Below are 23647 nucleotides of genomic sequence, written 5' to 3'. Positions count from 1 at the left end.
CGGGGGCGGGCGGTGTCGGCACGGGCCTTCACACCGCCCCGCCAGGGCCTTCGAACCCGAAGGGGCGTCGGGGGACCGGCAGCCCGTGGCGGGCGGGCCGCCGGAAGAACGCCGCTGCGCCGAGAACGCGCACCCGGCCGGGAATCGTTCCGGCCGGTCAGAACTCCAGCGGTCCGAGATTCGGGCCTTCGGCGAATCGCAGCACCGCTTCGGGGGCGCCGTCGAGTTCGAGGACCACCGCTTCGTTCACGCCCTTCCTCAGTACCGGGCCGGGGACGTACAGGGTCCGCTGCGGGCCCCGGGACCAGTAGCGGCCCAGGCAGAAGCCGTTGATCCACGCGACGCCCTTGCCGAGGCCCGCGGTGTCGAGGAACCGGTCCGCGGGCTCCTCCACCGCGAACTCGGCGACCGCGTACGTCAGGCCCGGCAGCGACGCCGGCGCCGCCCCGGCCTCGCCGGCGAGGGCGAGCAGGTCCGGTTCGGCCATCGCGCGGGTGCGCCAGCCCTCGACCGGGTCGCCGTCGAGCCGCACCCCGCCGAGGACGCCCTTGTCCTCGCCGATCCGGGGCCCGTAGTTGACGCGGCCCTGGTCCTCCACCAGCAGCGCCAGGGACTCGCGGATCGGCGGCACCGCGAGCGCGCGCTCGTGGAACTCCCGCGAGAGCACGCCCACCGCGGTGCCGTCGACCACGACGTGGACGCGGTCGCGGACCTCCCCCACCGTGAGCACGGCCGGCGCCCCGGTGCGCGGCCCGGCCTCGTGCAGCAGGAACGCGGCGTCGTGCCGCACCTGCGCGAAGGTCGGCACGTCGCGCGTCGACGTCGCGGGCAGCGCCGCCGCCGACCGCAGGAGCGCGCCCGCGGCGCGCAGCGGCGCCTCGCCCGTCGGGGCGGGCCCGGCCGCCGCGGGGACCTCCTCGGGCAGGTCGGTGTAGCGGCCCAGGACCTCGCGGAACGCCCAGTACTTGGCGGTGGGCGAGCCCGCCTCGTCGAGGGGCGCGTCGTAGTCGTAGCTGGTGGCGATGGGTGTGTACGTGCCCTTGTCGTTGGCGCCGTTGGTGAGTCCGAAGTTGGTGCCGCCGTGGAACATGTAGATGTTCACCGAGGCGCCGCGGCGCAGCAGCGCGTCGAGGTCGGCCGCCGCGTCCTCGGCGGAGGTCGTGTGGTGGTGCGTGCCCCAGGAGTCGAACCAGCCGACCCAGAACTCCGAGGACATGAGCGGCCCGGTGGCCTGGTGGGAGCGGAGCACGTCCAGGCGCTCCTCGGACCGGGAGCCGAACGAGGCGGTCATGTGCAGGCCGGGCGCGGAGCCGTTCTTGAGCATCGCGTGCACCGGCTGGTCCACGGTGGTGAGCGGGACGGTGACGCCGCCGCCGCGCAGGAGCGCTGTGAGGTCCTGGAGGTAGCCGGTGTCGTCGCCGTACGCGCCGTACTCGTTCTCGACCTGCATGAGGATCACCGGGCCGCCCGCGTCCACCTGGAGCGGGGCGACGACGCCGGTGACGCGGCGCAGGTACTCGGTGATCGCGGCCATGAACTTCGGCTCGCTGCGGCGCACCCCGACCTCGGGGTCGGCGAACAGCCAGGCGGGCAGCCCGCCGTTGTGGAACTCGGCGCAGATGTAGGGGCCGGGCCTGACGATCGCGCGCATGCCCTCGGCGGCGACCGTCCGCAGGAACCGGTCCAGGTCGAGGCGGCCCTCCGCGGTCCAGGAGCCGGGTTCGGGGGCGTGGAGGTTCCACGGCACGTAGGTCTCGATGGTGTTGAGCCCCATGAGGCGGGCCTTCCGGATGCGGTCGGCCCAGTGGTCGGGGTGCACGCGGAAGTAGTGGATCGCGCCCGAGAGCACCCGGAAGGGCTCGCCGTCGAGCAGGAAGTCGTGCTCTCCGATGGCGAATCGGCTCATGCGTGGGTTCTCCGTTCGCGGTGGCGCTTCCTCTTCGTATGACCATTGTACGAAGCGGGTCCGCCGTCGCCGCGGCGCCCGGAGGCGGACGCGCGCCGGGGCCGGGCCCTGTCGGCCCGGCCCCGGCGCCTCCGCGGGAATCAGATCTTCGTGACGTAGGCGGCGCAGGAGTCCAGCAGCATCTGGCTGCCCTGCTTGGCCATGTCGTGCGCCTCCTGCGTGGGGCAGGTCTGCGTGATCGTCAGGCGGGTGCGGTCCTCGCCCAGCTCGTCCAGGTCGAGGCGCATGACCTCCTCCTCGCCCCCGGGGACGTCCATGCCCATCACGAGCAGCTCGTTCTCGCTGACCTGGATGTAGCGGCCGGTGATCGGGAACTCCTGGCCGTCGGGGGTGACGACGGTGGAGGCGTAGCGGCCGCCCTCGGTGACGTCCAGCTCGACCGAGCCGGGCTTGGAGTAGCTCCACGCCTCGTAGTGGTCGTTCTCGGTCCAGGCCCGCCAGACGGTGGCGACGGGGACGTCGACCTCGGCGGTGAGGGTGTAGGTGTAACCGGACTCGTTGTTCGCGGCGGTGCTCATGTCGGTCTCCTCGGTTCGCGCGGTGCGGGTTGCTTACGTCGGTATAGACGCACCGGCGCACCGGTATTCATCGCCTCCGCGGAAATATTTCTCACAGGGCCCCCGCGCCGCCGGGCAGAGGGTGGGAACGCCGTTGCGGGCGGGGCCGGGGGCGGCCTACGTTGGAACGCGGCATTCCCGAGCGGAGAGAGGCTGGGTTCACGGCATGGGACGGACGTATCCGGTGATCGACGGGCGCCTGCGCGAGTTCATCGAGGCGCAGCCGGTGTACTTCGTCGCCTCCGCGCCGCTCGCGGAGGACGGCCACGTCAACCTCTCCCCCAAGGGCCACAAGGGCTCCCTCCAGGTGCTCGACGAGCGGACCGTGGCGTACCTCGACTTCGGCGGCTCGCACGCCGAGACGCACGCGCACCTGCGGGAGAACGGCCGCATCACCCTCATGTGGTGCGCCTTCACCGGCCCGCCGAAGATCGTCCGCGTCCACGGCACCGGCGAGGCCGTCTACCGCGACGACCCGCGCTTCGAGGAGCTCGTCCCGCGCTTCGCGGAGACCGACGGGCCGGGCGTGCGGGCCGTCATCGTGGTGCGCGCCGAGCTCATCAGCGACACCTGCGGCTACGCGGTGCCGTTCATGGACTACCGGGAGGAGCGCCCGCTGCTGCGGCGGTTCCTGGGCCGCAAGACGGACGAGGAGTTCGCCGAGTACTGCGAGTCGAAGCCGCACAACCCCGTGAGCATCGACGGGCTCCCGGCGATGCCGCTCCCGCTGCCGCCCAGGAAGGGCTGAACGCGCGGGGGCCGGGAGCGGCCCCCGCGAGTCGCTAGTCCGGGACCGCGTCGAGGTCGATGGCGTCCTTGACCGCGTTCATGCGGGCCGTGGACTCCTCGGGGTCGACCTTCTGGCGGTCGATCAGGGCGAGGGCCTGGTTGGCCTCGACGAACGGGCGCATCCGCTCCTCGTAGCGGGCGAAGGCGAGCGCGTGGTCCCCGGTGCGGCCCAGTTCGAGGGCGAGGACGTAGGCGCCGACGAGCGCGAGGCCGGTGCCCTGGCCCGACAGCGGCGCGGCGCAGTGGGCGGCGTCGCCGACGAGGCCCACGCGCCCGGCCGACCAGGCGTCCATCTTGATCTGCGCCATCGCGTCGAAGTAGAAGTCCTCGGCCTTCCACATGCGCTCGACGAAGCCGGGGACCTCCCAGCCCAGGCCGGCCACGTTGTCGGCGACGAGCCGCTTCTGCGCCTCGACGTCCCGGTGGTCGTAGTCGATCGGCCGCTCGGACCCGAAGCCGAGGAAGATCCGCAGTTCGGCGTTGCGGCGCACGGTCATCACGGTGCCGCCGACGGCCCCGTCGTTGAACCAGGTCTGCCAGCGGTCGAGGCCGAGGTAGTTGTCGCTGCTGAAGACCGACAGGTAGACGCCGAGGTGGCTGATGTAGTCGGCTTCGGGGCCGAAGGCGAGCCCGCGGGTGTTGGAGTGGAGCCCGTCGGCGCCGACGACGAGGTCGAAGCGGCGGGGCGGGGCGTGCTCGAACTCGACGGTGACGCCGTCCGCTTCCTGGTGGAGGGCGGCGATCGAGTCGCCGAAGCGGTACTCGACGCCGTGGGTGCGCGCGTGGACGAGGTCGACGAGGTCCTCGCGGAGGATCTCGATGTCCTCGGAGTCGAGCGCGCCGGAGGAGAGCGCGAACTCCTCGGAGCGCATCAGCTCCTTACCTTCGCCGTCCACCATGGACATGCCGACGCTGTGGTTCCCCAGTTCGCGGGCGGCCGGTTCGAGCCCCATGCGGCGAAGGACGCGGAGGGCCGCGCCGCGGACGTCGACGGCCTGGCCGCCGCGGCGCAGCGCCGGGGCGCGTTCGACCACGACGGGGGTGAGGCCCTGCTCGCGGAGCCAGTAGGCGAGGGCGGTGCCGGCGACGCTGGCGCCGGAGATGAGGACGGCGGTCATGGGGTTCCTCCCGGATACGTTGTACTCGCTTGTCGGTGACCACCGTATGGAAATCGGCCGTGAGCTGCAAATACGCTGCCACACTGCCCTAGTACAGCGGTGGGTCGGAGCGGGGTCGGGGGCTAGGATCTGTCGTAGTACAGACCCGAGGGAGGGGCCGAGGTGTCCGAGTCGACCGAGCCGCCGTACGCGCGCATCGCCGCCGAGCTGAGCAGGCGCATCGCCGAGCGGGAGCTGACCGCGGGCGACAAGGTGCCGTCCACGCGGCAGGTCGCCCGGGAATTCGGTGTGGCGCTCGCCACGGCCGCGAAGGCACTGGACGTGCTGCGATCCGAGGGCCTGGTGATCACGCGGCCGCGGTCGGGCACGGTGGTGGCGCCGCGGCGGCCGGGCGGCGCGGCGGGCGGACCCGCGGCCGAGCTCACCCGCGAGCGGGTCCTGGCCGAGGCGGTCGCGATCGCCGACGCCGAAGGGCTGGAGGCGGTCTCGATGCGGGCGGTCGCGGCCCGGTGCGGGGTGGCCCCGATGTCGCTGTACCGGCACGTCGAAGGCAAGGACGACCTCGTGATGGCCATGTCCGACGCGGTGTACGGGACGCTCGTGCTCGACCTCGACGAGGCGGCGCCGTGGCGCGAGCGGATCACGGCGATCGCGAGGGCGCTGTGGCGGGTGCACCGCGAGCACCCGTGGCTGGGGCGGGTGCACCCGCTGACCCGGCCGCTGCCGCTGCCGAGCCTGCTGGAGGTCGGCGACCGCCTGCTGGGGGCCCTGGAGGACGTCGGGCTGGCGCCGAAGCTCCAGTTCGACGCGCACGTGCTGCTGTACAGCCACATCGTGGGCCTGGCGGCGAACTTCGAGCGCGAGGACGAGGCGATCTCCGACACCGGCCTGTCGGCCGAGGAGTGGACCGACCTCCAGTACGTGCCGGCCATGAACGGCAGCGGGGTCATGGCCCGCTATCCGCACTTCGCGAAGCTGTTCGGGCACTTCGGCGCCCTGCCCGAGGGGTACGACATGGACCTCGAGGAGCTGTTCGAGCTGGGCCTGGGGCTGCTGCTCGACGGCCTGGCGGCGCTGGCCGAGCGCGGGCGCGCCAGGGGGTGTTGACCGACCCCCGGCGGGTCGGCGTCCGAGTCCCCGAGTTGATTCGGCCGCAAGGCGGAAGGCCCTCCGAATACCGGTGTCGCATTCGGAGGGCCGACGACGCGGCGAGCGGGCCGGCAGGCCGGATGGCGGCCGCCAGGGGTCGGTCGACACCCCTGGCCGGTCTCAGGCGAGGCCTCTGGTGAGCGCGGCGAAGGCCCGGCGCCAGTGGGCCCGCGCCTCGGCCGCGTCCCCGAGGGCGCCGCGCAGCTCCAGGCTGCACAGGCCGTGCGCCATCGCGTTGAGCTGCACCGCGACGGCGTCCGGGTCGGCCTCGGCGAACACGCCCGCCTCGACGCACCGGGCGCACGCCGCGACCAGCGCGTCGAACGTGGACCGGATGCGTCGGCCGGCCTCGGGGGCGGGCCGGAACTCCGGCACCGGGCGGGCGAACATGAGCTCGTACAGGTGCGGATTGGCGAGGGCGTTGGCGCGGTAGGCGTCCCCGAGGGCCAGGAGGTCGGCCAGCGGGTCGCCGGTGCGCGGGACGGCCGCGAACGCCGCGGCCAGGCGGTCGAAGCCCTCGACGAACATCTCGCGGACCAGGCCCGCCTTGTCGCCGAAGAGACTGTAGACGGCGGTGGTGGAGGTCCCGGTCGCCTGCGCGACCCGCCGGGTCGACAGGGCCGCGGGGCCCTCGTCGGCGAGGAGGCGCCCGCCCGCGTCGATGAGGTCGCGGCGGAGGTCGTCGTAGTCTCGTTTTCTCGGTCTCGGCATTTGACAAGAGTATCGTAACGTTGTTATATAACATCGTTACTTAACTAGGAACCAGGAGCCCCCATGTCCGACCTGCACGTCGTCCTCGGCGCCACCGGCGCCATCGGCAGCGCCGTCGTCGCCGAGCTCACCGCCCGCGGCCACGAGGTCCGCGCCGTCAGCCGCCGCGCGTCGGGCCCGGACGCCCTGAGCGCCGACGTCACCACCGCCGAGGGCGCCGCGGCGGCCTGCGCGGGCGCCGCCGTCGTCTACCAGTGCGCGCAGCCGCCCTACGCCGCCTGGGCCGAGGAGTTCGCGGGCCTGACCGACACCGTGCTCAGCGGCGTCGAACGGGCCGGGGCCCGCCTGGTCATGGCCGACAACCTCTACATGTACGGCCCCGTCGAGGGCCCCCTCCACGAGGAACTCCCCTACGCGGCCCGCAACCCCCAAGGGCCGGGCCCGCGCGAAGACCGCCGAGATGATCCTGGCCGCGCACCGGGAGGGCCGCGTCCGCGCGACCCTCGGCCGCGCCTCCGACTACTTCGGACCCGGCGGCGTCGACACCATCCTGGGGCCCACGGTCTTCGCGGCCGCCGCGGCCGGGAAGACCGCGCGGTGGGTCGGCGAGCTCGACGAGCCGCACACCGTCTCCTACCTCCCCGACATCGCCGCGGGCCTGGTCGCCCTGGGCGAGAACCCGAAGGCCGACGGGCACGCCTGGCACCTGCCGGTCGCCCCGGCCCCGACCGGCGCCGAGTTCCTCGGCCTCGTGCGGGAGGCGGCGGGCGGCAGGCTCCGCACCGCCGGGCTCAGCCGCGGCACGCAGCGGATCCTCGGCCTGTTCGACCCGGTCGTGAAGGAGCTGGGCGAGACCTGGTACCAGCGCGACCGCGCCTGGATCGTGGACGACACCGCGTTCCGCGCCTCCTTCGGCGACGCGCGGGCGACCCCGCTCGACGAGGCGGTCGCCGCGACCCTCGACTGGTTCCGGCGCCAGGCCTGATTCGGGCGAAACGGCATTTCCGGGGCCCGCGACTCCATACACTGCGGACATTTCCGTGTGGACTGGAGGGCGGCATGACGCAGCAGTACGACCGGCCGGGCGCCGCGGTGGGCGGCCCCCGGGAGATGAACGGCCTGGCGATCGCGGCGTTCGTGATCGCCATCGTGGGCTGGTGCAGCCCGCTCGGCATCCTCGGCCTCATCCTCGGCTACGTCGCCAGAGGACAGATCCGGGAGCGCAACAACTCCGGCGAGGGCCTCGCCAAGGCCGCGATCATCCTCGGGTGGATCGCGATCGTCGCGTTCATCCTCCTCATCGTCCTCGGGGTCGCGGGCGGCATCTTCGCGAACTGGGAGGACTGGAAGGACAACTTCGACGACAACAACTAGCCGCCGGGGGCCGGGACCGCGCACCGCGGGCCCGGCCCGGCTCAGGCCGGGCGCCGCCCGCAGCCGTCGCGATCACGTTCGAGAGGACCGAAACCCTTGCATCCGAACCGAATCCTGGCCGCGGCCGCCGCGGGGGCCGTCGCCGCCGCGATGCTCGCGTGGGGACCGCAGGCCGCCGCCGAGGCACCCGAGGCCGACGAGCCGCGCTACCGCGCCGACCAGATAGCCCAGGTCGAGCCCGCCGGCGTCGACCTCGAAGCCGGGGGCGCGCACACCGTCGCCCACCCGGGGGCGGCCTTCATCAAGGCCCGCTTCGACCGCGTCCGGCTCGGCGAGCGCGACGCGATCACCGTGACCGGCCGCAGCGAGACCTGGACCTACGGCGCGGGCGACGTGGACGGCGCGGGGCTGCGGGCGCTGTCGGTCGAGGGCGACACCGCCGAGGTCGCGCTGCACGACGACCCGTCCGACGGGACCGCGGCGACCGCCCGCCTCGCCGCGTACTCGCGGGGCCTGAACGAGGACGAGCTGGCCTCGCGCCCGCCCGCGTGGGAGGCCGGGCCGGAGAGCATCTGCGGCGGGGACGACTCGGTGCACGCCGCCTGCTACCGGGAGACCGACCCGGCCGTGTACGAGACGAGCCGGGCCGTCGCGCGGCTGATCATCGACGACGAGTCGTACTGCACCGGCTGGATCGCCGGGGACAACCGGCTCCTGACCAACCACCACTGCTTCTCGACCCAGGACGAGGTGTCCACGGTCGAGGTGCAGTTCGGCTACCAGTGCCTCGAATGCGTCGGCGGCGAGATCGCCGCGCCCGTCAAGGTCGCCGGGGCCTCGGTGCTCACGACCGACTTCACTTACGACTACACGCTGTTCACCGTGGCGGACTGGGCGGCGATCGCGCACCTGCCGCGGCTGCCGATCAGCGCCGAGCGGGTCCAGGCCGGCGACAAGGTGTACCTCGCGGGGCATCCGGGCGGCGGGCCGCTGCGGATCGCCGCCGCGAGCGACTCCGAACCCGACTGGACCGGCGCCCAGTGCCAGGTGCACGACCCCGCGGCAGACGGGCACGGCCGGGGCACGGACCTGGGCTACCTGTGCGACAGCGAGGGCGGCTCCTCGGGTTCACCGCTCGTCGACCGCGTCACCGGCGAGGTCGTGGGCCTGCACCACTTCGGCGGGTGCCCGAACCAGGCGGTGCGCATGGACCTGGTGTACCCGCTCATCGAGCCGTACCTGGTTTACGGGGGCTGAACCGGGTTACAGGAGGGCGGCGGACGCGTTCGCCGCCCTTCGGCGCGTCCGCTGTCTATCGTGAGCAGACGGACCTTCGGGAGGCATCGTGAGCGAGACCGCGACTGAGGAGGCCCCGGCCGGGCCCGAGGCGCAGCGGCACGGGATCGGGCGGATCGCGCGGTGGGTCGCGGCGATGCTCCTGTGCGTGCTCGCCGCCGTGGCCGTCACCGCCGCGATCGGCGCGTACTACGCGAAGCTCGAGCTGTTCGACACCGAGCGGTTCACGGGCCGGACCGAGGTGATCGCCGAGGACCCGGAGGTCCAGGCGGGGATCGCGTCGCTCGTCACCGCGAAGATCGAGGAGGCGATCGACGTCGATGCGATCGCCCGCCGCGCGAACTCGTGGATCGGGGAGGAGGCCGCCCCGGAGCTCGTGGAGCGGCTGGTGGCCTCGGCGGCGGAGAGCCTGCGCGCCTACATCGCCCAGGAGGTGGAGGCGTTCGTGGAGAGCCCGCGGTTCCTGGAGGTGTGGGAGGCGGCGGTGTCCGAGGCGCACGCGTCGCTGGTCTCGGCGCTGCGCGGTGAGAACGCCGGATCGGTGGTCGCGGACGGGAACGTGCTCTCACTGGACCTGGGCCGGGTCGTCGCGCTCGTGAAGGAGCGCCTGGCCGAGGCCGACTTCGCCTACGCGGCCGACATACCGGAGGTCGAGGCCGAGTACGTGCTGGTCGAGTCCGAGCAGGTGCCGCAGTTGCAGCGCGACGCCGAGCTGCTGGAGTGGGCCGGGACGTGGCTGCCGTGGATCGCGCTGGGGCTGCTGGTCCTGGCGTTCGTCGTCGCCCCGCGCCGGTGGGCCGCGGCCCTGGTGGTCGGCGCGCTCACCGCGGCGCTGGCGGGCGGGGCGCTCATCGGGCTGGCCGCGGGCCGGACCCTGTTCGTCGAGCGGGCCGACGACGCCTCGTACGCGCCGCTGACCTGGGACGCGTTCACCGACGGGCTGCGCTCGGCGTACTGGCTGGCGCTGGCCGCCGGGGCGGTGCTGGCGGTCCTGGCCGCGGTCGTGCTGTTCCTGCGGCGCAGGCGGGACGAGCCGGTCGCCGAGGGCTGACCGCGGGGGCCGGCTACGCGGGGGGCCGCGCGCCGCGGGCGGCCGCGGCGGCGACGGCGGCCTTGACCGCGTCGGCGGTGCCCGCCTCGGCGAGCACGTCGCGGGCGGCGCGGAAGGTGCCGCCGGGCGTGTCGATGCGGGCGAGGAGCGAGGCGGGCGGCTCGTCGGTGGCCTGGAGGTGCAGGCAGGCGCCGAGGAGCGTGTGGTCGACCATGAGGCGGGCGACGTCCGGTTCCATGCCGCCGTCGACCGCGGCCGCGGCCATGGCGTCGGCGAGGTTGAACAGGAGCGCCGGGCCCGAGCCCGCGACGGCCGTGATGATGTCCATCATGGATTCCTCGACGACGACGGTGACGCCGACGCGGTCGAACAGGTCCTCGATCTCGGTGAGGTCGGTGCCCTCGGGCGCGGCCAGCGCGGTGGCCGCGCGGCGCTCGCCGGCGGCGATGTTCGTCATGGCGCGGGCGATCACGACGCCCTCGGGGAGGCGTTCGGCGATGGCCGACAGCGGCACGCCGGCGGCGAGGGAGACGACGACGGCGTCCTCTTCGAGGTCGGGGGCGATCTCGGTGAGCAGCGGGCCGACCGTGTCGGGCGGCACCGCGAGGAGCACGACGTCCGCCTCGTTGACGGCGCTGGAGTTGTCGGTGCCGACCTCGACGCCGTAGCGGTCGGCGAGGGCGCCGGCGCGGTCCGCGGAGGAGACGGCGGCCCAGAGCTGCGAGGGCGGGAACCCGGACTCCAGCAGTCCGGAGAGGACGGCCTCGCCGAGGTGGCCGACCCCGAGCAGTGCGATGTCCATGGGGGCACCTCCGAATCAGCGGTTCTGAGCCGCAATCTACGTGCCCGCGTCGACCGCGTTCGCGTTTCGCGGGAATCGGTCGCATTCGCGCGCGGGCGCGGCGGGCCGGTCGGCGGCGCGGGTCCAGAAGAGCCCGCCGGCTCCGCGGTGGCCGATGTCAGTCCATCGCGGGGTTGAGAACCTGGAACAGCAGGTGGTCCTGCCACTTCCCGGCGATCTTGAGATAGGCCGGGGCCAGTCCGATGGGCTCGAACCCGTTGCGCGCCAGCACCTTCTGGGAAGCGGTGTTGTGCGGGAGGGTCTCGGCCTGGACGCGGAGCAGCCCGAGCTCCCCGAAGGCCACGGCCTTGGCCAGGCGCACGGCCTCGGTCGCGACGCCGCGCCCGGCCTCGGACCTCGCGACCCAGTACCCGAAGCTGCACGAGCGGAAGTACGGGCCGCGGACGACCGTGTTGAGCGCGATCCCGCCGACCACGCGGTCGTCGTCGGTGATGCTGTAGGAGAACCCGGTCCCGGCCGCCGCACGCTCCAGCGAGGCGGCGATCGTCTCGCGCACCCCCGCGGCGGTGTAGGACGCCTCGCCGCGGTCCGGCTCCCACGGGGCGAGGTAGTCGCGGCCCTCGCGGCGCAGGGCGGCGACGGCCTCGGCGTCGCCGGGCACGACGGGTCGGATCGCGATCATGCCCCCATCCTGCTCCCCGCGCTCCGCTCGCGTTCGGCGCCCCTGCGGCGAGCTGTGATCGGGCATACTGTTCTGCATGATGTTCCGGATTGGACCTCCGGACGACCGCTTACGGCAACAGGACAGAGCGACCCCGCGACGGAGCCACCGTGCCCGATGAAGAAAACAGCACAGCCGAAGACAGCGCAGGCGAGAACAGCAGAACAGAGAACGACACCGACCGGGACGACCCGACAGGCGCCCCTCCCCCGGCCGACGCGACGGACCGGCCCGCCCCGCGCATGAACGAGGCCGACGTCGCCCGGATCGTCGCCGAGTCCCTGCGCCGCCTCGCGCCCGCGATCACCGGCATCGGCGTGCTCCTGCTGTGCCTGGAGCTGCTCATCGGCGCGGCCGCGCCGCCGTGGCGGACGGTCCTCATCATCGCGGGCATCGCGCTCGCGGGCGGCTCCTGGCTGGTGGACCTGCTGCGCGACCGGAAGGGCCGCCGCCGCTCGATCCTCGCCGTGGTCGTGGGCGTCAGCGTGTTCTTCCTGGTCCTGGGTTACATCCTGAGGCCGGTCGGCGAGCGGCTGAACGACACGCTGCTGGTCGACTGCGCCGACCCGGTGGAGTTGTCCGTCGTGGTGCCGGTGGACGGCGCGGCGGGCTTCCAGGAGTCGATCGCGGAGTTCAACGAGCGGTACACCGACAAGGACCGGTGCCGCAGGGCGAACGTGACCAGCTACAGCGCCCCCTGGCCCGCCGTGGAGCAGGCGATGCGCCTGGGCTGGGAGCACGTCGAGGACACCGAGGACGCGGAGGACGGCGCCCTGTTCGACCCGCTGCGGGACGTCGGGCCCCGGCCCCACCTCTGGATCGCCGAATCGCGGACGCAGGTCGACCTCGCCGCCGAGGCGCTGGACGGCTCGGACGTCGACTACGAGGTCTTCGCACCGGACGACGCCGAGCCGATCGGCCTGACGCCGCTGGTCCTGGCCGTCCCGACCGGCGTGCTCGGCGAGGGGTTCAACGGCGGCTCGCCGATCGCCGACCGGACGCTGCCCGAGCTCATCACCGAACTCGGGGACGTCCACGGCACGCCGGTGCTCAGGTCCGACCCGGAGGCGACGCACGCGGGCCTGCTGTTCCTCAGAGCCCTCTACGGCCGGGACGCCGCTCCCGGCGGCACCGGCGCGCGGATGGAGAACCGGCTCGCCGACGCGGCCGCGGAGACGGGGATCGCCTTGTCCCCCAGCGATACCGATCTCCTGTGCGATCTGAGCACGGCGCAGGGGTCGATCCCCACCGCGGCGGTGCTGACCACGGAGGCGGCCCTGGCCCGCTCCAACACGGGCGGCTCCCTCGGCGACGAGTGCGCGATCGGCGGCGACGCGCCCCCGGCGCTGGTGCCGGTCTACAGCCCCGAACTGGGCGCGCTCGACTACCAGGCGGTGGGCTTGGACTGGAACGACGACGCGTGGGCCGAGCGGCGCGCGGCGGTGGCCGAGGACCTGCGGACGTGGCTGGCGGACGGGGACGACGGCTGGAGTCCCGCGGACATGGGCCTGCGCGACGTCCGGTACGCAGGCGGGGCGATCGCCGGCGACGAGGGGTTCGAGCACGGGTTCGCCGCCGAGGCCGATCCGATGAGCGCGGACGAGCTGACCGCGCTGCGGGACGTCTACAGCCGGAACCGGGTGCCCACCGACGTGCTGCTCGCCATCGACCGGTCGGCGACGATGAACGAGCCGGTCGGCGGCGGCGCGAGCCGGTTCGAGCTGGCCGCGCAGGGCGCGGTGGCCGCGCTCGACTACCTCGGCGCGGAGGACCGGGTGGGGGTGTGGACGTTCCCGGCCGAGGGATCGGACTCGCACACGCCGGTGCTCGACATCGGGCCGGACCCGGGCGGCGGCGTCGCGGAGGCGCTGGAGGACACCGAGGTCAGCCACGGCGTGGACCTGCACCAGACGGTCGTGGACGGGATAGCCGCGCTCGAGGCGGCCCGCGAGGGCGAGCGGCTCAGCGCCATGGTCGTGCTCACCGACGGCGCCGACGCCGACGACTCCCCGACCACGGCCGCGGCGGTGCGCGACCGGCTCGCGGACTCCCAGGTGCGGCTGTACCTCATCGCCGTCGGCGAGGCCTCGTGCCGGTCGGCCTCGTTCAGCGCCCTGGCCGAGGACTCGCGGGTCACCTGCTTCGAGGCCGCGGAGCAGCAGATCACCATCACCTTCGACGGTCTGTTCAGCCAGTTGTGGAGCGGCGATGCCTGAGCGCACCAGAAGGCAGTTCATCCGGCGCACCATGGCGGAGGCCGGCCTCGTGCTCGTCGGGGGAGCGCTCTTCGGCGGCGGGTACCTGCTCGGCTCCCGCAGGGGCGCGCGCGAATGGGAGGAGGTCGGCGATCGGCGTCTGCGGCTGCTCGCCGCCGAGGACGGCACCGCGAACGGCCAGCGCCGGCTGCTCGTCGACCAGTGGAACGCCTGGCACACCGACCACCAGGTCGAGATGGTGGAGCTCCCGCCGATCGCCGACCTCCAGTACGGCGCCATCCACGCCGCGCTCCAGTCCCGGAGCCCCGACGTGGACGTGGTGGACCTGGACATACCGTGGATCGCCGACTTCGCGGCGGCCGGCCACCTGGAGCCCTTCGAGGACGCCGACACCGACGGGTTCCTCGAGCGCCCGCTGGAGACCGGCCGCATCGACGGCACGCTGTTCGCGCTGCCGTTCAACACCAACGTGGGAATGCTCTACTACCGCGAGGGCCCCGAGCCCGGTTACGCCGACGGGACGCTGACCGCCACCGAGGCGGAGTCCATCGGGGACTGGGACGACCTGCGGGACACCATCGGGTGGGTCCTGGAGGCGAATCCGGCGTTCGAGGGCGGCATCGCGATGCAGCTGGCCTCCTACGAGGGCTTCACGGTCAACGTCTGGGAGTACCTGCTGGCCAACGGCGTCGCCGTCGACGAGGGCGACGGCATGATCGACTTCGGGGAGCGCTCGGCCGCGGCGGGGGTGCTCAAGGACCTGGGCCGCGACCTCCACGAGGAGCTCGACGGGGGCGCGCACGTGATCCTTCAGGACGCCTTGCAGCACAACGAGGACGAGTCCCTGAAAGCGTTCCAGGAGGGACGGGTGCCGTTCCTGCGGCACTGGCCGCAGGCGATCCGCGCCCTCGAGTCGTGCGACCTGGGGTTCACGGCGGGGGTGGTGCCGATGCCCGGCGGCGTCCTCGGCGGAGGGAGCCTGGCGGTGAGCGCGCATTCGGAGCGCAAGAACGTCTCGAGGGCGCTGGTCGAGTTCCTGACGGGCGCGACGAGCCAGCAGCTCCTGTTCGAGCGCGGCGGGTTCGCGGCGGCGCGGGCGGAACCGTACTTCGACGCGATCGCGCAGCTCGAGAACGCGCCGGCGGGCGCGGGCGGCGCCGACTGCGAAGCGGCCGCCGGGCCGCGGCCCGAGGCCGACGAGCTGTACGACGCGCTGACCGGCGAAGGCCCGGGGCGCAGGCCCGCGGTCGAGCGGTACACGCAGTTCAGCCGCGCGTTCCGGGACGTGCTGCACGCGGAGCTGACGGACAACCCCGACCCCGAGCTCGGCGACCTCGAGCGCCGCCTCAAGGACGCGATCGACGGGAAGTAGGGCGCAGGGCGGCGGGACTCGCATGCCTTCAGCGCACCGGCGCGGAGGGCGCGGGCACCGGTCGAGGACGGGCCCGTCCGGCTCGCTGCGCCGCCGGGCGACCCCTGCGCGGGGCGACGGCGGCCGAGCGGGTGCTCTCGGGGGCGCAGCGGACGACCGCCGCGGCGCGGCCGCAGGCGAGTGCGACCGCGCTGGCCGCCGTCGGCAGCGGAGATCAGCGGGTGCGGCGCAGCGTCCACCAGCCCAGAGCGAGGACGCCGAGCGTGGCGATCGCGTTGTGGGAGTACTTGGCGACCGGGTCGATGTCGCCCAGCGGCTCCGTGAGGAACCCGAGGGAGGCCTGCGCGAGCAGCGCGCCGACGGCGAGGGCGGTCGCCTGGCGCCGGCCCCAGGCGGTCGAGCGGGCGAAGTAGGCGGCGCCGAGGGCCAAGGCGCCCATGGCGGCCGCGACGAGCGCGACCCCGGCCCAGGTGGAGGAGGCCCCGATCGTGCAGATCCCGGCGAACGCGGCGGCGCCGATCGCCCACACGGGAGGGACGCGGCGCTCGACGCGCTCGGCCCTCCTGCGCCCGAACGCGAACGCCAGGACGACGAGGGCGAGCGCCACGGCCCCGGCGCCGATCAGCTGCCCGGCCGAGGCGTGGTCGGTCTCGGTCTCGTAGTGCCACTTGAGGACGATCCAGGCCCCGGCGAGGTACAGCAGGGCCGTCGCGGTCAGGCCGGGCGCGCGCAGCCACGGGCGGTCGGCCAGGCGCGGGCTCAGGCCCTCGGTGAGGACGATGGGCGCGGTGATGCTCATGATCATGTGCCCGAGGACCCAGCCGAGCGAGGACGCGACGCCGAGGCCGAGCGGCTCGATCCAGGTGGGTCCGATGAGGTCCTGCCAGTAGGGGATGTCGCGGTAGCCGGTCGAGAACATCGCCTGGTCGATCAGCCCGGCCTGGACGACGCCGAAGGCGGCGCCCAGGGTGAGGACGCCGCCCCGGCCGATGCCGAAACGGCGGGCGGCCTCGCGGATGAGGACCGCCGCGGCCCCGTAGAGCGGGATGAACACGAACAGGCCGCCGAGCAGGCCGAGGAGGTTCCCGGTGGAGTCGTCGTAGGCCGAGAGGTACTCCGCGCCGATCGGCGAGAGCACGAGCAGGAAGAGGACCAGGAGCAGCCGGACGGGGCCGGCGGGCCTGGTGCGCGGTGGTTCGAGCGTCGTTGCGGTCTCCATGCCTCGACGGTATGGGCCGCGGCGGGCCGGGCGCATCGGTCGGCGGTCGCCTCGGCCTTGGCGGAGGCATGGATTCCGCGGTGCGGAACGCGACCGAAGCATGGACCGGGCCGACGAAAGTATCGGATCGGGCGCCGGTCCTTGGCGCTGGCGCGACCGGTGGTTAAGTTCGGACCATGGTGGAGCAGGCACGGCGGGGCGCGCGCGGGTGGGCGGTCGACACGGTCCTGTTCGCCTTCGCGGTGTTCGCCTGGCTGTACCTGGTCGGCGAGCGCATCAGGATCGGGATGCCCTCGCCGTCGTGGCTGTTCGAGGTCGACCAGGTCGCGGGCCTGATCGGGCTGGGCCTGCTGTGGCTGCGGCGGCGCCGGCCCGCGCAGGCCGCCCTCGTCGCCGCGGTGCTGTCGGGCGTCTCCGAGACGATCGCGTTCCCGCTGATCGTGCTGCTGTTCGCGGTCACGGTGCGGTGCTCGCTGCGCGTCGCGGCCCTGGTCTACGCCGTGTCGCTGTCCGCGACGTTCGTCTACTGGGCGCTGCGGCCCGAGGAGGGCTTCAGCCTCCTGGGGAACATTGTCTTCTCGGTGGTCCTCAGCGGCGCCGTCGCGGGCTGGGGGCTGTTCGTCCGCTACCGGCGGCAGCTGCGGGCCCGCGCGGCCGAGCAGGAGCGGGCCGAGCGCGAGCGGGCCCGCCAGAAGGCGCGCGAGGAGCTGGCCCGCGAAGTGCACGACCTCCTCGGGCACCGGCTGTCGCTGCTGAGCCTGCACGCGGGCGCCATCGAGTACCGGCCCGACGCCCCGCCGGAGGAGCTCGCCGGCGCGGCCGGGGTGATCCGCGAGCAGTCCCATCTGGCGATGCGCGACCTGCGCGAGGTCATCGCGGTGCTGCGCGCCCCGATCGGGGAGCTGCCGCAGCCGACCATGGCCGACCTGCGGGACCTCGTGGAGGAGGCCCGGCCGGGGATGCGGATCGAGCTGTCGGTGGACGCCGAGGGCGAGGTGCCCGACCGCTCGGGGCGCACCGCCTACCGGATCGTCCAGGAGTCGCTCACGAACGCCCGCAGGCACGCCGAGGGCGCCGCGGTCGCGGTGACCGTGGCGGGCGGGCCCGAGGAGGGGCTGCGCGTCGCCGTCCGGTCCGGCCCCGGCGAGGACGCGGGCGCCGGGTCGGGGCACGGGCTCATCGGCCTGGAGGAGCGGACCGCGCTGGCGGGCGGACGACTCGCCTACGGGCCGACCGCCGAAGGCGGCTGGCTCGTGGAGGCGTGGCTACCCTGGACGGCATGAGCGAAGCGACGGCGACCGTGCTGAACGTCCTGGTGGTCGACGACGACCCGCTGGTGCGGGCGGGGCTGCGGATGATCCTCGGCGGGGCCGGGGACCTGGCCGTGGTCGGCGAGGCCGGGACGGGCGGCGAGGTGCCGGCCCTGGTGGCGCGGTTGCGGCCCGACGTGGTGCTCATGGACCTGCACATGCCCGGCGTCGACGGCCTGACGGCGACCGAGCGGCTGCGCTCGGCCCCGGGCGCGCCGGAGGTCCTGGTGCTCACCGCGTTCGAGGCGGACGGGCACGTGCGGCGGGCGCTGCGCGCCGGCGCGTGCGGGTTCCTGCTCAAGGACACGCCGCCGGCCGACATCGTCGCGGCCGTGCGTCGCGTCGCCGCGGGCGAGCCGGTCCTGTCCCCCGAGGTCACGCGGCGGCTCATCGGCCTCGCGGTCGGCGGCGCCGAGGACCGGCGCACCGCGGCCCGCGAACGGCTCGCCGCGTTGGGCGAGCGCGAGATGGAGGTGGCCGTCGAGGTGGGCCGCGGCAGCGCCAACGCCGAGATCGCCGCCGCGTTGCACCTGAGCGTGCCGACGGTGAAGACCCACGTGTCGGCCGCCCTCGCGAAGCTCGGGTTGAACAACCGGGTGCAGCTCGCGCTGCTGGTCCACGACGCCGGCCTGGCCGACTGACGCGGTGCGGCCGGGGCGCGGGGCGGACCGCCCGGCCGGGTTCCGAGCCGGCGCCGCGCAGGCGCGGCCGGAGGCGCGCGGGGGTGGAATCCCTTGCGCCCCCGGCCTGTCCGGGGGCCGGTCAGCCCTCCTGGCGGTTGACGAGCTCGATGAGTTTGAGGACCAGGTCGACCAGGGCGCCGAAGGGGCTCACCAGCTGCTCGATCGCCTTGAGCTTGGAGCGGATGCGACCGGTCGGCTTCATGTCCTCGATGGACTCCTCGAGGTCGTCGAGGTTGTCCTTGATGACGTCGTAGCGCTCGCCGATGGTGGGCCGGTGCTCGTCGAGCCGCGTGCGCAGCTCGCCGACGAGTTCGAGCATCTCCTCGAGGAGCCGGTCCTCGGCCTGGGCGCGGTTGACGTGGACCGTGCCGCGGGCGTTGTCGCCGATGGCCCCCACGGTGGCGGAGGCCCCGGTCCCGACGGCGCCGGTCTGGACGTTCCCTCTGAAGACGTAGCCCGTGGGGGCCGTCTCGTTCGCGTTGTCGGTCATGGTTTCCCTCCTGTAGCGGTGCCGCTGCTCCCGTCGCCGACCGCGCCGGTGAAGGCGGTGGCGCCGGTGCCGGCGGCGCCGGCGGTGAACTGTCCGAAGTTGACTATGTTGGTGTTCATGATCGCCGCGACGCGCTGCTCGAGCTCGCTCGTGTCCACGTTGTTCCCGCGCAGGTAGTGGGTGATCGCGTCGAGGAACTGGAGTTCCAGGATGCCGCGGTACTTGACCGAGTCGCGGTACTGGAAGTAGTCCAGCCACCGCCAGTGGGTCCCGAGCTCGCGCACGCCGTGCACGGCGCCGCGGTCCCGGAGGGCCCGGACCCCGTCGTGCTTGGACCGGACGGCGTTCCTCAGGGCCCGGAGCAGGTAGTGGACGCTGTCGAACGGGCTGCGCACCAGCAGGACGGGCATGGACGCCGCGCCGCGCAGCGCCCCCGCGACCAGGGTGGCCCAGTCGGGGACCCGGCCTTCGCCGAACACGTGGTAGCGGGGGGCGATCGGCGGCAGGATGCAGCCGGCGAACTCCACGTAGAGGCTCTCCCCCTGGAGCGCGCAGTGGAGGAGGACGGTCGTGACCAGCTCCCCGTCCCAGGAGGAGACGGTGCAGCGCAGATAGTGCCGGACCGCGGTGACCGGGCTGCGCTGCACCTCCTCCAGCGACTGGAACGGGAACCCCGCGTGGGGCAGCTCGTGCGCGTGCCGCACGGGCCGCAGCACCGCGCCCCCCGACACGTAGAGGTGGTCGCTCAAGGCGAGGTTCGGCAGTGCGCCGGCCCCGCCGGTGCGGGCGTCGAGCTTCTGCACGCTGGCCTTGACGCTCCGGTTCAGGTCCACCGCGTCGACGGTCATGTCCGCGTCGGCGTCCTTCGGCCGCAGCGCGATCGCGAACTCCCAGGGCCCGATGAGCCGGCCGGAGCCGACGAACGGGTGCTTCCCGATGCCGTAGGCGACCACCGGCGCCGACTGCGCCTCGTCGATGTACGCGATCCGCGGGTCGGGCGGGGCCGGGGGTCCGGCGTCGGTCGGAATCGAGATCAGGCCCCTGGCCCGGAGGAGCCCGAACACCGCGGCGATCAGGCCGAGCGCGGTGCCTCCGCCGATGACCAGCTCGAGGTCCCGCAGGAGGCCCGCGGCGGGGCGGGCGGCGGCCGGTTCGGCGCCCGCGGCCTCTGCGGAAAGGGCGGTCGCGGTGATGGCGGCGACGGCGGCCGCGAGGAACAGCGCGAGGCAGAACAGCCCGACCGCCGTGCCGGCGTGCAGGCGCGGCCATCGCGTCGGCCGGGCGCTGGTCGACCTGCGACCGGCCTGGGAGGTGCCGAGCCGCGATTCGAGGACGAGAACCGGCCAGCCGGCGAGCGCCCACAGGGCGAGCCCGACCGCCGGTACGAGCGGGTTCGCGGCCGCGACCAGCAGGAACACGAGGCCTGACAGCAGGATCGACTGCTGGAGGACCTCGAGTCTGCGGACCTTCAGCGCGTGGCGCAGGACCGGCGCGGCGTCCGCGCCCGGGTTCGGCGCGATGCCGCGGTCGGGCCTCATGTAGATCTGGTCGATCACGTAGTCGCGGTACTCGCGGTCGAGGTAGGTCCCGGCGCAGAGGAACATGGTCGCCCAGGTCCCGGTCCGCGGCGGCGGCGCGGGCGAGGGGGCCGCCGGGCCGGCCTGGGACTGCGTCGGGATCACGGGGCGTCCCTGTTGCCGTCCGGGCGGCCGTTCCAGCCTCGGTTGTTGATGACGACGCTGCCCCGGGCGCGCTCCCCCACGGCCCCGGTGACCGCCTGCGAGTGCGGTCCGACCGCGCCGATGTACGTGCTGCCCGAGCCGCCCGACAGCGGCCGTGTCCCGGCGCTCCGCGGGCGGGTCGACTCGATGAGGGCCAGTGCGAAGGCGGCGGCGTTGCGGGCCGCGGCGGGCTGGTGGACCCGGTCGGCGGCCTTGGTCTTGCCCGCCAGGAGGTCCGAGACGCCGCGCACGACGGTGGCCTCGACCGCGCTCTTGCGCGCGGCCGCGGCCATGGCGCCGTAGCTCTCGGTGTCGATGGCCTGCGCGTCGCCGCTCTGCCTCCTGACGAGCTCGGCGGTGGCCGAGTCCCTGCCGGTGACCACTTTGGATCCGGAGGCGATCGGGCGGTGGAAGACGCGGGGCGGCGCCCCGGGGCCGAGGCGGCGGGCCCAGGACCGGTGCTCGACGAGGAGCTGGGCCTGCTGGTGGAGGGTGAAGGAGGTGGGGAGGGACTCGGGGCGCGGGAGGAGCCCCGCGTCGGTGTCCTGTCCGGGCTCGTACCCGTAGACCTTGGTGGCGGCCACGACGTCGCCGACCTGGGCGTCGCGCAGGCCGCCCGCGACGCCGCAGAGGACGAGCAGCTGCGGGCGCCAGGCCGCGAGGGCGTGCTCGACGGCGGCGGCCGCCCGCTCGTTGCCGCGGCCGGTCATGGCGAGCACCAGGTTCCAGGTGCCGTGGCGCCCGGCGAACTCGGCGGTGCGGTAGGCGATCCCGTCCCGATGTCGGTCGATGAGCTCGCTCTCCGCGAGGAGTTCGAGCACGGCCTGGCGCTCGACGTCGATGGGGGTGGCGAGGACTGCGGTCGGGAGGTCGTTCATGGGGACTCCAGGGGTGGTCGCGCGAGGCTGAATGCTTCGGGGAGTGAGGGTTCTGTCGGGTAGCCGACAAAACTTCGTCTATACTGTCGACGTTTATTGTTTTAGAGACAACAAGAACAGCCTAGGCCGAGGCGTTTTTATTGTCAAGTCATCAATAAGGGGGAGCACGTTGGGCGACAGTACGACTCCGATGAGTTTCGTGGCGGCGGACGTGGCGATCCTGACCATCCGCGGCGGCGGGCTCGCCGTGCTGCTCATCCGGCGCGCCAACGAGCCCTTCAAGGGGCGGCTCGCGCTGCCCGGCGGGTTCCTCGAGGACGGCGAGACGCTCGAGGACGCGGCGGCGCGCGAGCTCCACGAGGAGACCGGATTCCCCGCCGGCGAGTCCTTCCTGGAGCACATCGGCGTCTACTCCGAGCCCGGGCGCGACCCCCGCGGCCGGGTCGTCAGCGCCGCCTTCGCCGCGCTGGTGCCGAACCCGCCGCGGGCGCGCGCGGGCGGCGACGCGGCCGCGACCGAGTGGGTCCCGGTCGACCGGGCCCTCGGGGAGCCCCTGGCCTTCGACCACTCGCGCATCCTCGGCAGCGCGGTGGAGCACGCGAGGCGGCGCCTGGAGTACACGACGGCCGCGACGGCGTTCTGCGCCAAGGAGTTCACCGTCGCCGAGCTGCGCCGCGTCTACGAGATCGTGTGGCAGACCAGGCTGGACCCGGGGAACTTCCACCGCAAGGTCACCAAGGTCCGCGGCTTCCTGGAGCCCACGGGCAGGACCACCACGAAGGACGGCGGGCGCCCGGCGGCCCTGTACACCGCCGGGGACCTGCGGTGGCTGCCGCTGCCGCTCTCGCCGGGGCGCTGACGCGGGATGCGGGCGCGGACCGGCGCCGGAACTGGCTTACCCTGACCGGACAGCGGGGAGGAACGCGATGGCGCGAGCGTCGAGGACGCACGAGGTGGTCGAGCGGGTGCTCGACGCCATCATCCAGGGCGCCATCCGCACCGGCGAGGCGCTGCCTCCCGAAGGGGTGCTCGCCGAGGAGCTGGGGGTCTCGCGCCTGACGCTGCGCGAGGCGGTGCGGCTCCTCCAGGCCCAGGGGGTCATCGTGCAGGTGCCCGGCAGGCGGCACCGGGTGGCGCCGGTCGCGGAGTGGTCGGGGCTCGAGGCGGTGGTGCGGCACGCGCGCAGCGCGGGCGAGCGCGAGCGCTCGTCGCTGGAGCTGCTGGAGGTGCGCATGATGATCGAGACCGGCGCGGCGCAGCTCGCGGCCGCGCGGCGCTCCGAGGCCGACGTCGACGCCATGCGCCGCGAGGTGGAGCGGATGCGGGCGGCGCACGAGCGGACCGACGTGGCCGCGTTCGCGGAGGCCGATCTGGAGTTCCACGAGGTGATCCTGCGGGCGGCCGACAACCGGATCCTGGTGGCGGCGCTGCTGCCGCTGACGGCGATGCTCGCCGAGACGCGCAGCGAGACGAGCGCGGTGTCCGAGATCCGCGAGCACGCGATCGCCGAGCACGAGGCGGTGGTCGCCGCGATCGCCTCGGGCGACCCGCTCGCGGCGCGCGACGCGATGGCGAGCCACATGGACCAGACCCGCGGCGACCTGGTCGCCCACGTCCACGCCCGCCGCTGAGCCGGCCGCGGAGGCGGCCCGGCTCAGCGGCTCAGGGGATCAGGCGGGGATCGACGGGCTGTAGTGGTGCCACTTGGTGGAGCCGCTCTGCGAGGCCCAGATGTGGACCCGGAACTCCTGGCCCTCGGCGACGTTGCGGTCGCAGACGGTGGCGCCGCGGGCGGTGTTGCCCCGGCTGGTGTCGTCGAAGCAGACGCCGCCGTGGTTCTTCCAGTAGCGGTACCCCTCGGGGGCCCACTCGAGCGTCTGGAGCTGGGCGCGGACGCCCCAGCCGTCGGGGTGGAAGTCCTCGACCAGGATGTTCTCGCCGTAGCTGCGGATCTCCGCGACGCCCGCGTTGTAGGTGCCCGCGGGGTTCTGGGCCCACACCCAGGCGTGGTAGTTGTTCTGGGCCTGGGCCGGGCTCGGGGCCAGCGCCATCACGAAGAAGATCGAGGCCGCGAGCGTGGCGGCGGCCTGGGCGGTCCTCTTCAGTCGTCGAACGGTCATGCACTCTCCTGATTGCGATCGTCGCGTGGGCGACGGTGGACACGGGGCGGGGATCAGGACCAAGGGATCGTTACATGTAAATACGTATCGAATACGCCCCGGGG

Annotated in this window: 23 protein-coding genes and 1 pseudogene; 13 read left to right on the top strand and 11 right to left on the bottom strand. The window is 73.8% G+C overall.

The genetic code is table 11. The features are described 5' to 3' along the window. Positions 1 to 157: 157 nt before the first annotated feature. Both LO763_RS10300 and LO763_RS10295 read right to left on the bottom strand, forming a co-directional pair. Positions 158 to 1906 carry a glycoside hydrolase family 35 protein gene (locus LO763_RS10300; protein ID WP_230601888.1) on the bottom strand — a complete coding sequence of 583 codons (1749 nt, stop codon included), beginning with the start codon at positions 1904 to 1906 and terminating at the stop codon, positions 158 to 160. A 140-nt stretch (positions 1907 to 2046) separates the two neighbouring features. After that, positions 2047 to 2484, bottom strand: coding sequence for an SRPBCC family protein (locus tag LO763_RS10295; RefSeq protein ID WP_230601887.1), 438 nt, complete (start codon positions 2482 to 2484; stop codon positions 2047 to 2049). A 205-nt stretch (positions 2485 to 2689) separates the two neighbouring features. On the opposite strand from LO763_RS10295, the gene LO763_RS10290 reads away from it, so the two are divergent. Further along, positions 2690 to 3271, top strand: a complete 582-nt coding sequence (locus LO763_RS10290) for a pyridoxamine 5'-phosphate oxidase family protein (protein WP_230601886.1) — start codon at positions 2690 to 2692, stop codon at positions 3269 to 3271. A 34-nt stretch (positions 3272 to 3305) separates the two neighbouring features. On the opposite strand, the gene LO763_RS10285 is transcribed toward LO763_RS10290, so the two are convergent. Then, a complete protein-coding gene (locus tag LO763_RS10285; protein WP_230601885.1) occupies positions 3306 to 4430 on the bottom strand; it encodes an FAD-dependent monooxygenase in 1125 nt (374 codons plus the stop codon). A 162-nt stretch (positions 4431 to 4592) separates the two neighbouring features. On the opposite strand from LO763_RS10285, the gene LO763_RS29755 reads away from it, so the two are divergent. After that, complete coding sequence (locus tag LO763_RS29755; protein WP_230601884.1) at positions 4593 to 5537, top strand: GntR family transcriptional regulator; 945 nt, start codon at positions 4593 to 4595, stop codon at positions 5535 to 5537. Between the two features lie 162 nt (positions 5538 to 5699). On the opposite strand, the gene LO763_RS10275 is transcribed toward LO763_RS29755, so the two are convergent. Continuing rightward, positions 5700 to 6290, bottom strand: coding sequence for a TetR/AcrR family transcriptional regulator (locus LO763_RS10275; RefSeq protein ID WP_230601883.1), 591 nt, complete (start codon positions 6288 to 6290; stop codon positions 5700 to 5702). Between the two features lie 63 nt (positions 6291 to 6353). On the opposite strand from LO763_RS10275, the pseudogene LO763_RS29750 reads away from it, so the two are divergent. The 5 genes and pseudogenes from LO763_RS29750 to LO763_RS10250 form a co-directional block, all read left to right on the top strand. After that, positions 6354 to 6659 (top strand): annotated as a pseudogene (locus LO763_RS29750) (NAD(P)H-binding protein); the annotation flags it as partial. Between the two features lie 91 nt (positions 6660 to 6750). Then, positions 6751 to 7275 (top strand): Rossmann-fold NAD(P)-binding domain-containing protein, encoded by a 525-nt coding sequence (locus tag LO763_RS10265; protein WP_369431956.1) that lies wholly within the window; start codon positions 6751 to 6753, stop codon positions 7273 to 7275. Positions 7276 to 7349: 74 nt separating this feature from the next. Next, positions 7350 to 7664 (top strand): DUF4190 domain-containing protein, encoded by a 315-nt coding sequence (locus tag LO763_RS10260; RefSeq protein WP_230601881.1) that lies wholly within the window; start codon positions 7350 to 7352, stop codon positions 7662 to 7664. 96 nt (positions 7665 to 7760) lie between these two features. Then, positions 7761 to 8921: a trypsin-like serine peptidase gene (locus LO763_RS10255; RefSeq protein ID WP_230601880.1), complete on the top strand. Its 1161-nt coding sequence runs from the start codon at positions 7761 to 7763 to the stop codon at positions 8919 to 8921. A gap of 88 nt (positions 8922 to 9009) precedes the next feature. Then, positions 9010 to 10011: a hypothetical protein gene (locus LO763_RS10250; protein WP_230601879.1), complete on the top strand. Its 1002-nt coding sequence runs from the start codon at positions 9010 to 9012 to the stop codon at positions 10009 to 10011. Between the two features lie 13 nt (positions 10012 to 10024). Here LO763_RS10250 and proC read toward each other — a convergent pair whose 3' ends face one another. Both proC and LO763_RS10240 read right to left on the bottom strand, forming a co-directional pair. After that, positions 10025 to 10813, bottom strand: a complete 789-nt coding sequence (proC, locus tag LO763_RS10245; protein ID WP_230601878.1) for a pyrroline-5-carboxylate reductase — start codon at positions 10811 to 10813, stop codon at positions 10025 to 10027. A 157-nt stretch (positions 10814 to 10970) separates the two neighbouring features. Next, the gene (locus LO763_RS10240) at positions 10971 to 11495 is read right to left on the bottom strand and encodes a GNAT family N-acetyltransferase (RefSeq protein WP_230601877.1); all 525 of its coding nucleotides are present in this window, start codon (positions 11493 to 11495) and stop codon (positions 10971 to 10973) included. A 149-nt stretch (positions 11496 to 11644) separates the two neighbouring features. Between LO763_RS10240 and LO763_RS10235 the strand changes: the two genes are divergently transcribed. Together LO763_RS10235 and LO763_RS10230 are read left to right on the top strand one after the other, a co-directional pair. Next, positions 11645 to 13750, top strand: a complete 2106-nt coding sequence (locus LO763_RS10235) for a vWA domain-containing protein (protein ID WP_230601876.1) — start codon at positions 11645 to 11647, stop codon at positions 13748 to 13750. Then, positions 13743 to 15122 carry an extracellular solute-binding protein gene (locus tag LO763_RS10230; RefSeq protein WP_230601875.1) on the top strand — a complete coding sequence of 460 codons (1380 nt, stop codon included), beginning with the start codon at positions 13743 to 13745 and terminating at the stop codon, positions 15120 to 15122. The genes LO763_RS10235 and LO763_RS10230 overlap by 8 nt, the downstream gene beginning before the upstream one ends. 214 nt (positions 15123 to 15336) lie before the next feature. Here LO763_RS10230 and LO763_RS10225 read toward each other — a convergent pair whose 3' ends face one another. Then, the gene (locus tag LO763_RS10225) at positions 15337 to 16341 is read right to left on the bottom strand and encodes an AF_0692 family protein (protein WP_230601874.1); all 1005 of its coding nucleotides are present in this window, start codon (positions 16339 to 16341) and stop codon (positions 15337 to 15339) included. A gap of 176 nt (positions 16342 to 16517) precedes the next feature. On the opposite strand from LO763_RS10225, the gene LO763_RS10220 reads away from it, so the two are divergent. Together LO763_RS10220 and LO763_RS10215 are read left to right on the top strand one after the other, a co-directional pair. After that, positions 16518 to 17624: a sensor histidine kinase gene (locus LO763_RS10220; protein WP_230601873.1), complete on the top strand. Its 1107-nt coding sequence runs from the start codon at positions 16518 to 16520 to the stop codon at positions 17622 to 17624. Continuing rightward, on the top strand, positions 17621 to 18292 hold the full coding sequence (locus LO763_RS10215; RefSeq protein ID WP_230601872.1) for a response regulator: 672 nt from the start codon (positions 17621 to 17623) through the stop codon (positions 18290 to 18292). The genes LO763_RS10220 and LO763_RS10215 overlap by 4 nt, the downstream gene beginning before the upstream one ends. A 121-nt stretch (positions 18293 to 18413) precedes the next feature. Here the strand turns inward: LO763_RS10215 and LO763_RS10210 are convergent, their stop codons facing one another. The 3 genes from LO763_RS10210 to LO763_RS10200 are packed head-to-tail and all read right to left on the bottom strand — an operon-like array spanning position 18414 to position 21423. Next, a complete protein-coding gene (locus LO763_RS10210) occupies positions 18414 to 18824 on the bottom strand; it encodes a hypothetical protein (RefSeq protein ID WP_230601871.1) in 411 nt (136 codons plus the stop codon). Continuing rightward, a complete protein-coding gene (locus tag LO763_RS10205) occupies positions 18821 to 20506 on the bottom strand; it encodes an AbeC-like domain-containing protein (RefSeq protein WP_230601870.1) in 1686 nt (561 codons plus the stop codon). Before LO763_RS10205 ends, LO763_RS10210 begins: the two co-directional genes overlap by 4 nt. After that, complete coding sequence (locus LO763_RS10200) at positions 20503 to 21423, bottom strand: 5'-methylthioadenosine/S-adenosylhomocysteine nucleosidase family protein (protein ID WP_230601869.1); 921 nt, start codon at positions 21421 to 21423, stop codon at positions 20503 to 20505. Before LO763_RS10200 ends, LO763_RS10205 begins: the two co-directional genes overlap by 4 nt. 190 nt (positions 21424 to 21613) lie before the next feature. Between LO763_RS10200 and LO763_RS29380 the strand changes: the two genes are divergently transcribed. Both LO763_RS29380 and LO763_RS10185 read left to right on the top strand, forming a co-directional pair. Beyond that, entirely contained in the window at positions 21614 to 22282 is a 669-nt protein-coding gene (locus tag LO763_RS29380) for an NUDIX hydrolase (RefSeq protein ID WP_304608810.1), read from the top strand. Positions 22283 to 22349: 67 nt separating this feature from the next. Further along, complete coding sequence (locus LO763_RS10185) at positions 22350 to 23054, top strand: FadR/GntR family transcriptional regulator (protein ID WP_230601868.1); 705 nt, start codon at positions 22350 to 22352, stop codon at positions 23052 to 23054. Between the two features lie 39 nt (positions 23055 to 23093). Here the strand turns inward: LO763_RS10185 and LO763_RS10180 are convergent, their stop codons facing one another. After that, a complete protein-coding gene (locus LO763_RS10180) occupies positions 23094 to 23543 on the bottom strand; it encodes a hypothetical protein (RefSeq protein WP_230601867.1) in 450 nt (149 codons plus the stop codon). Positions 23544 to 23647: the final 104 nt, after the last annotated feature.

The sequence above is a fragment of the Glycomyces amatae genome (genome assembly GCF_020991375.1).
Classification (GTDB): domain Bacteria; phylum Actinomycetota; class Actinomycetes; order Mycobacteriales; family Micromonosporaceae; genus Glycomyces; species Glycomyces amatae.
Note: the sequence above shows the minus strand (reverse complement) of the source record. Positions and strands in the feature narration are given on the sequence as shown.

What these genes read in the sequence shown, in the direction of transcription:
- LO763_RS10230 (WP_230601875.1), top strand. Translation starts at nt 13,743, where the DNA reads ATGCCTGAGCGCACCAGAAGGCAGTTCATCCGGCGCACCATGGCGGAG.
- LO763_RS10220 (WP_230601873.1), top strand. Translation starts at nt 16,518, where the DNA reads ATGGTGGAGCAGGCACGGCGGGGCGCGCGCGGGTGGGCGGTCGACACG.
- LO763_RS10200 (WP_230601869.1), bottom strand. Translation starts at nt 21,423, where the DNA reads ATGAACGACCTCCCGACCGCAGTCCTCGCCACCCCCATCGACGTCGAG.
- LO763_RS10295 (WP_230601887.1), bottom strand. Translation starts at nt 2,484, where the DNA reads ATGAGCACCGCCGCGAACAACGAGTCCGGTTACACCTACACCCTCACC.
- proC (WP_230601878.1), bottom strand. Translation starts at nt 10,813, where the DNA reads ATGGACATCGCACTGCTCGGGGTCGGCCACCTCGGCGAGGCCGTCCTC.
- LO763_RS10215 (WP_230601872.1), top strand. Translation starts at nt 17,621, where the DNA reads ATGAGCGAAGCGACGGCGACCGTGCTGAACGTCCTGGTGGTCGACGAC.
- LO763_RS10265 (WP_369431956.1), top strand. Translation starts at nt 6,751, where the DNA reads ATGATCCTGGCCGCGCACCGGGAGGGCCGCGTCCGCGCGACCCTCGGC.
- LO763_RS10300 (WP_230601888.1), bottom strand. Translation starts at nt 1,906, where the DNA reads ATGAGCCGATTCGCCATCGGAGAGCACGACTTCCTGCTCGACGGCGAG.
- LO763_RS10240 (WP_230601877.1), bottom strand. Translation starts at nt 11,495, where the DNA reads ATGATCGCGATCCGACCCGTCGTGCCCGGCGACGCCGAGGCCGTCGCC.
- LO763_RS10275 (WP_230601883.1), bottom strand. Translation starts at nt 6,290, where the DNA reads ATGCCGAGACCGAGAAAACGAGACTACGACGACCTCCGCCGCGACCTC.
- LO763_RS10285 (WP_230601885.1), bottom strand. Translation starts at nt 4,430, where the DNA reads ATGACCGCCGTCCTCATCTCCGGCGCCAGCGTCGCCGGCACCGCCCTC.
- LO763_RS10185 (WP_230601868.1), top strand. Translation starts at nt 22,350, where the DNA reads ATGGCGCGAGCGTCGAGGACGCACGAGGTGGTCGAGCGGGTGCTCGAC.
- LO763_RS29380 (WP_304608810.1), top strand. Translation starts at nt 21,614, where the DNA reads ATGAGTTTCGTGGCGGCGGACGTGGCGATCCTGACCATCCGCGGCGGC.
- LO763_RS10225 (WP_230601874.1), bottom strand. Translation starts at nt 16,341, where the DNA reads ATGGAGACCGCAACGACGCTCGAACCACCGCGCACCAGGCCCGCCGGC.
- LO763_RS10210 (WP_230601871.1), bottom strand. Translation starts at nt 18,824, where the DNA reads ATGACCGACAACGCGAACGAGACGGCCCCCACGGGCTACGTCTTCAGA.
- LO763_RS10180 (WP_230601867.1), bottom strand. Translation starts at nt 23,543, where the DNA reads ATGACCGTTCGACGACTGAAGAGGACCGCCCAGGCCGCCGCCACGCTC.
- LO763_RS10290 (WP_230601886.1), top strand. Translation starts at nt 2,690, where the DNA reads ATGGGACGGACGTATCCGGTGATCGACGGGCGCCTGCGCGAGTTCATC.
- LO763_RS10260 (WP_230601881.1), top strand. Translation starts at nt 7,350, where the DNA reads ATGACGCAGCAGTACGACCGGCCGGGCGCCGCGGTGGGCGGCCCCCGG.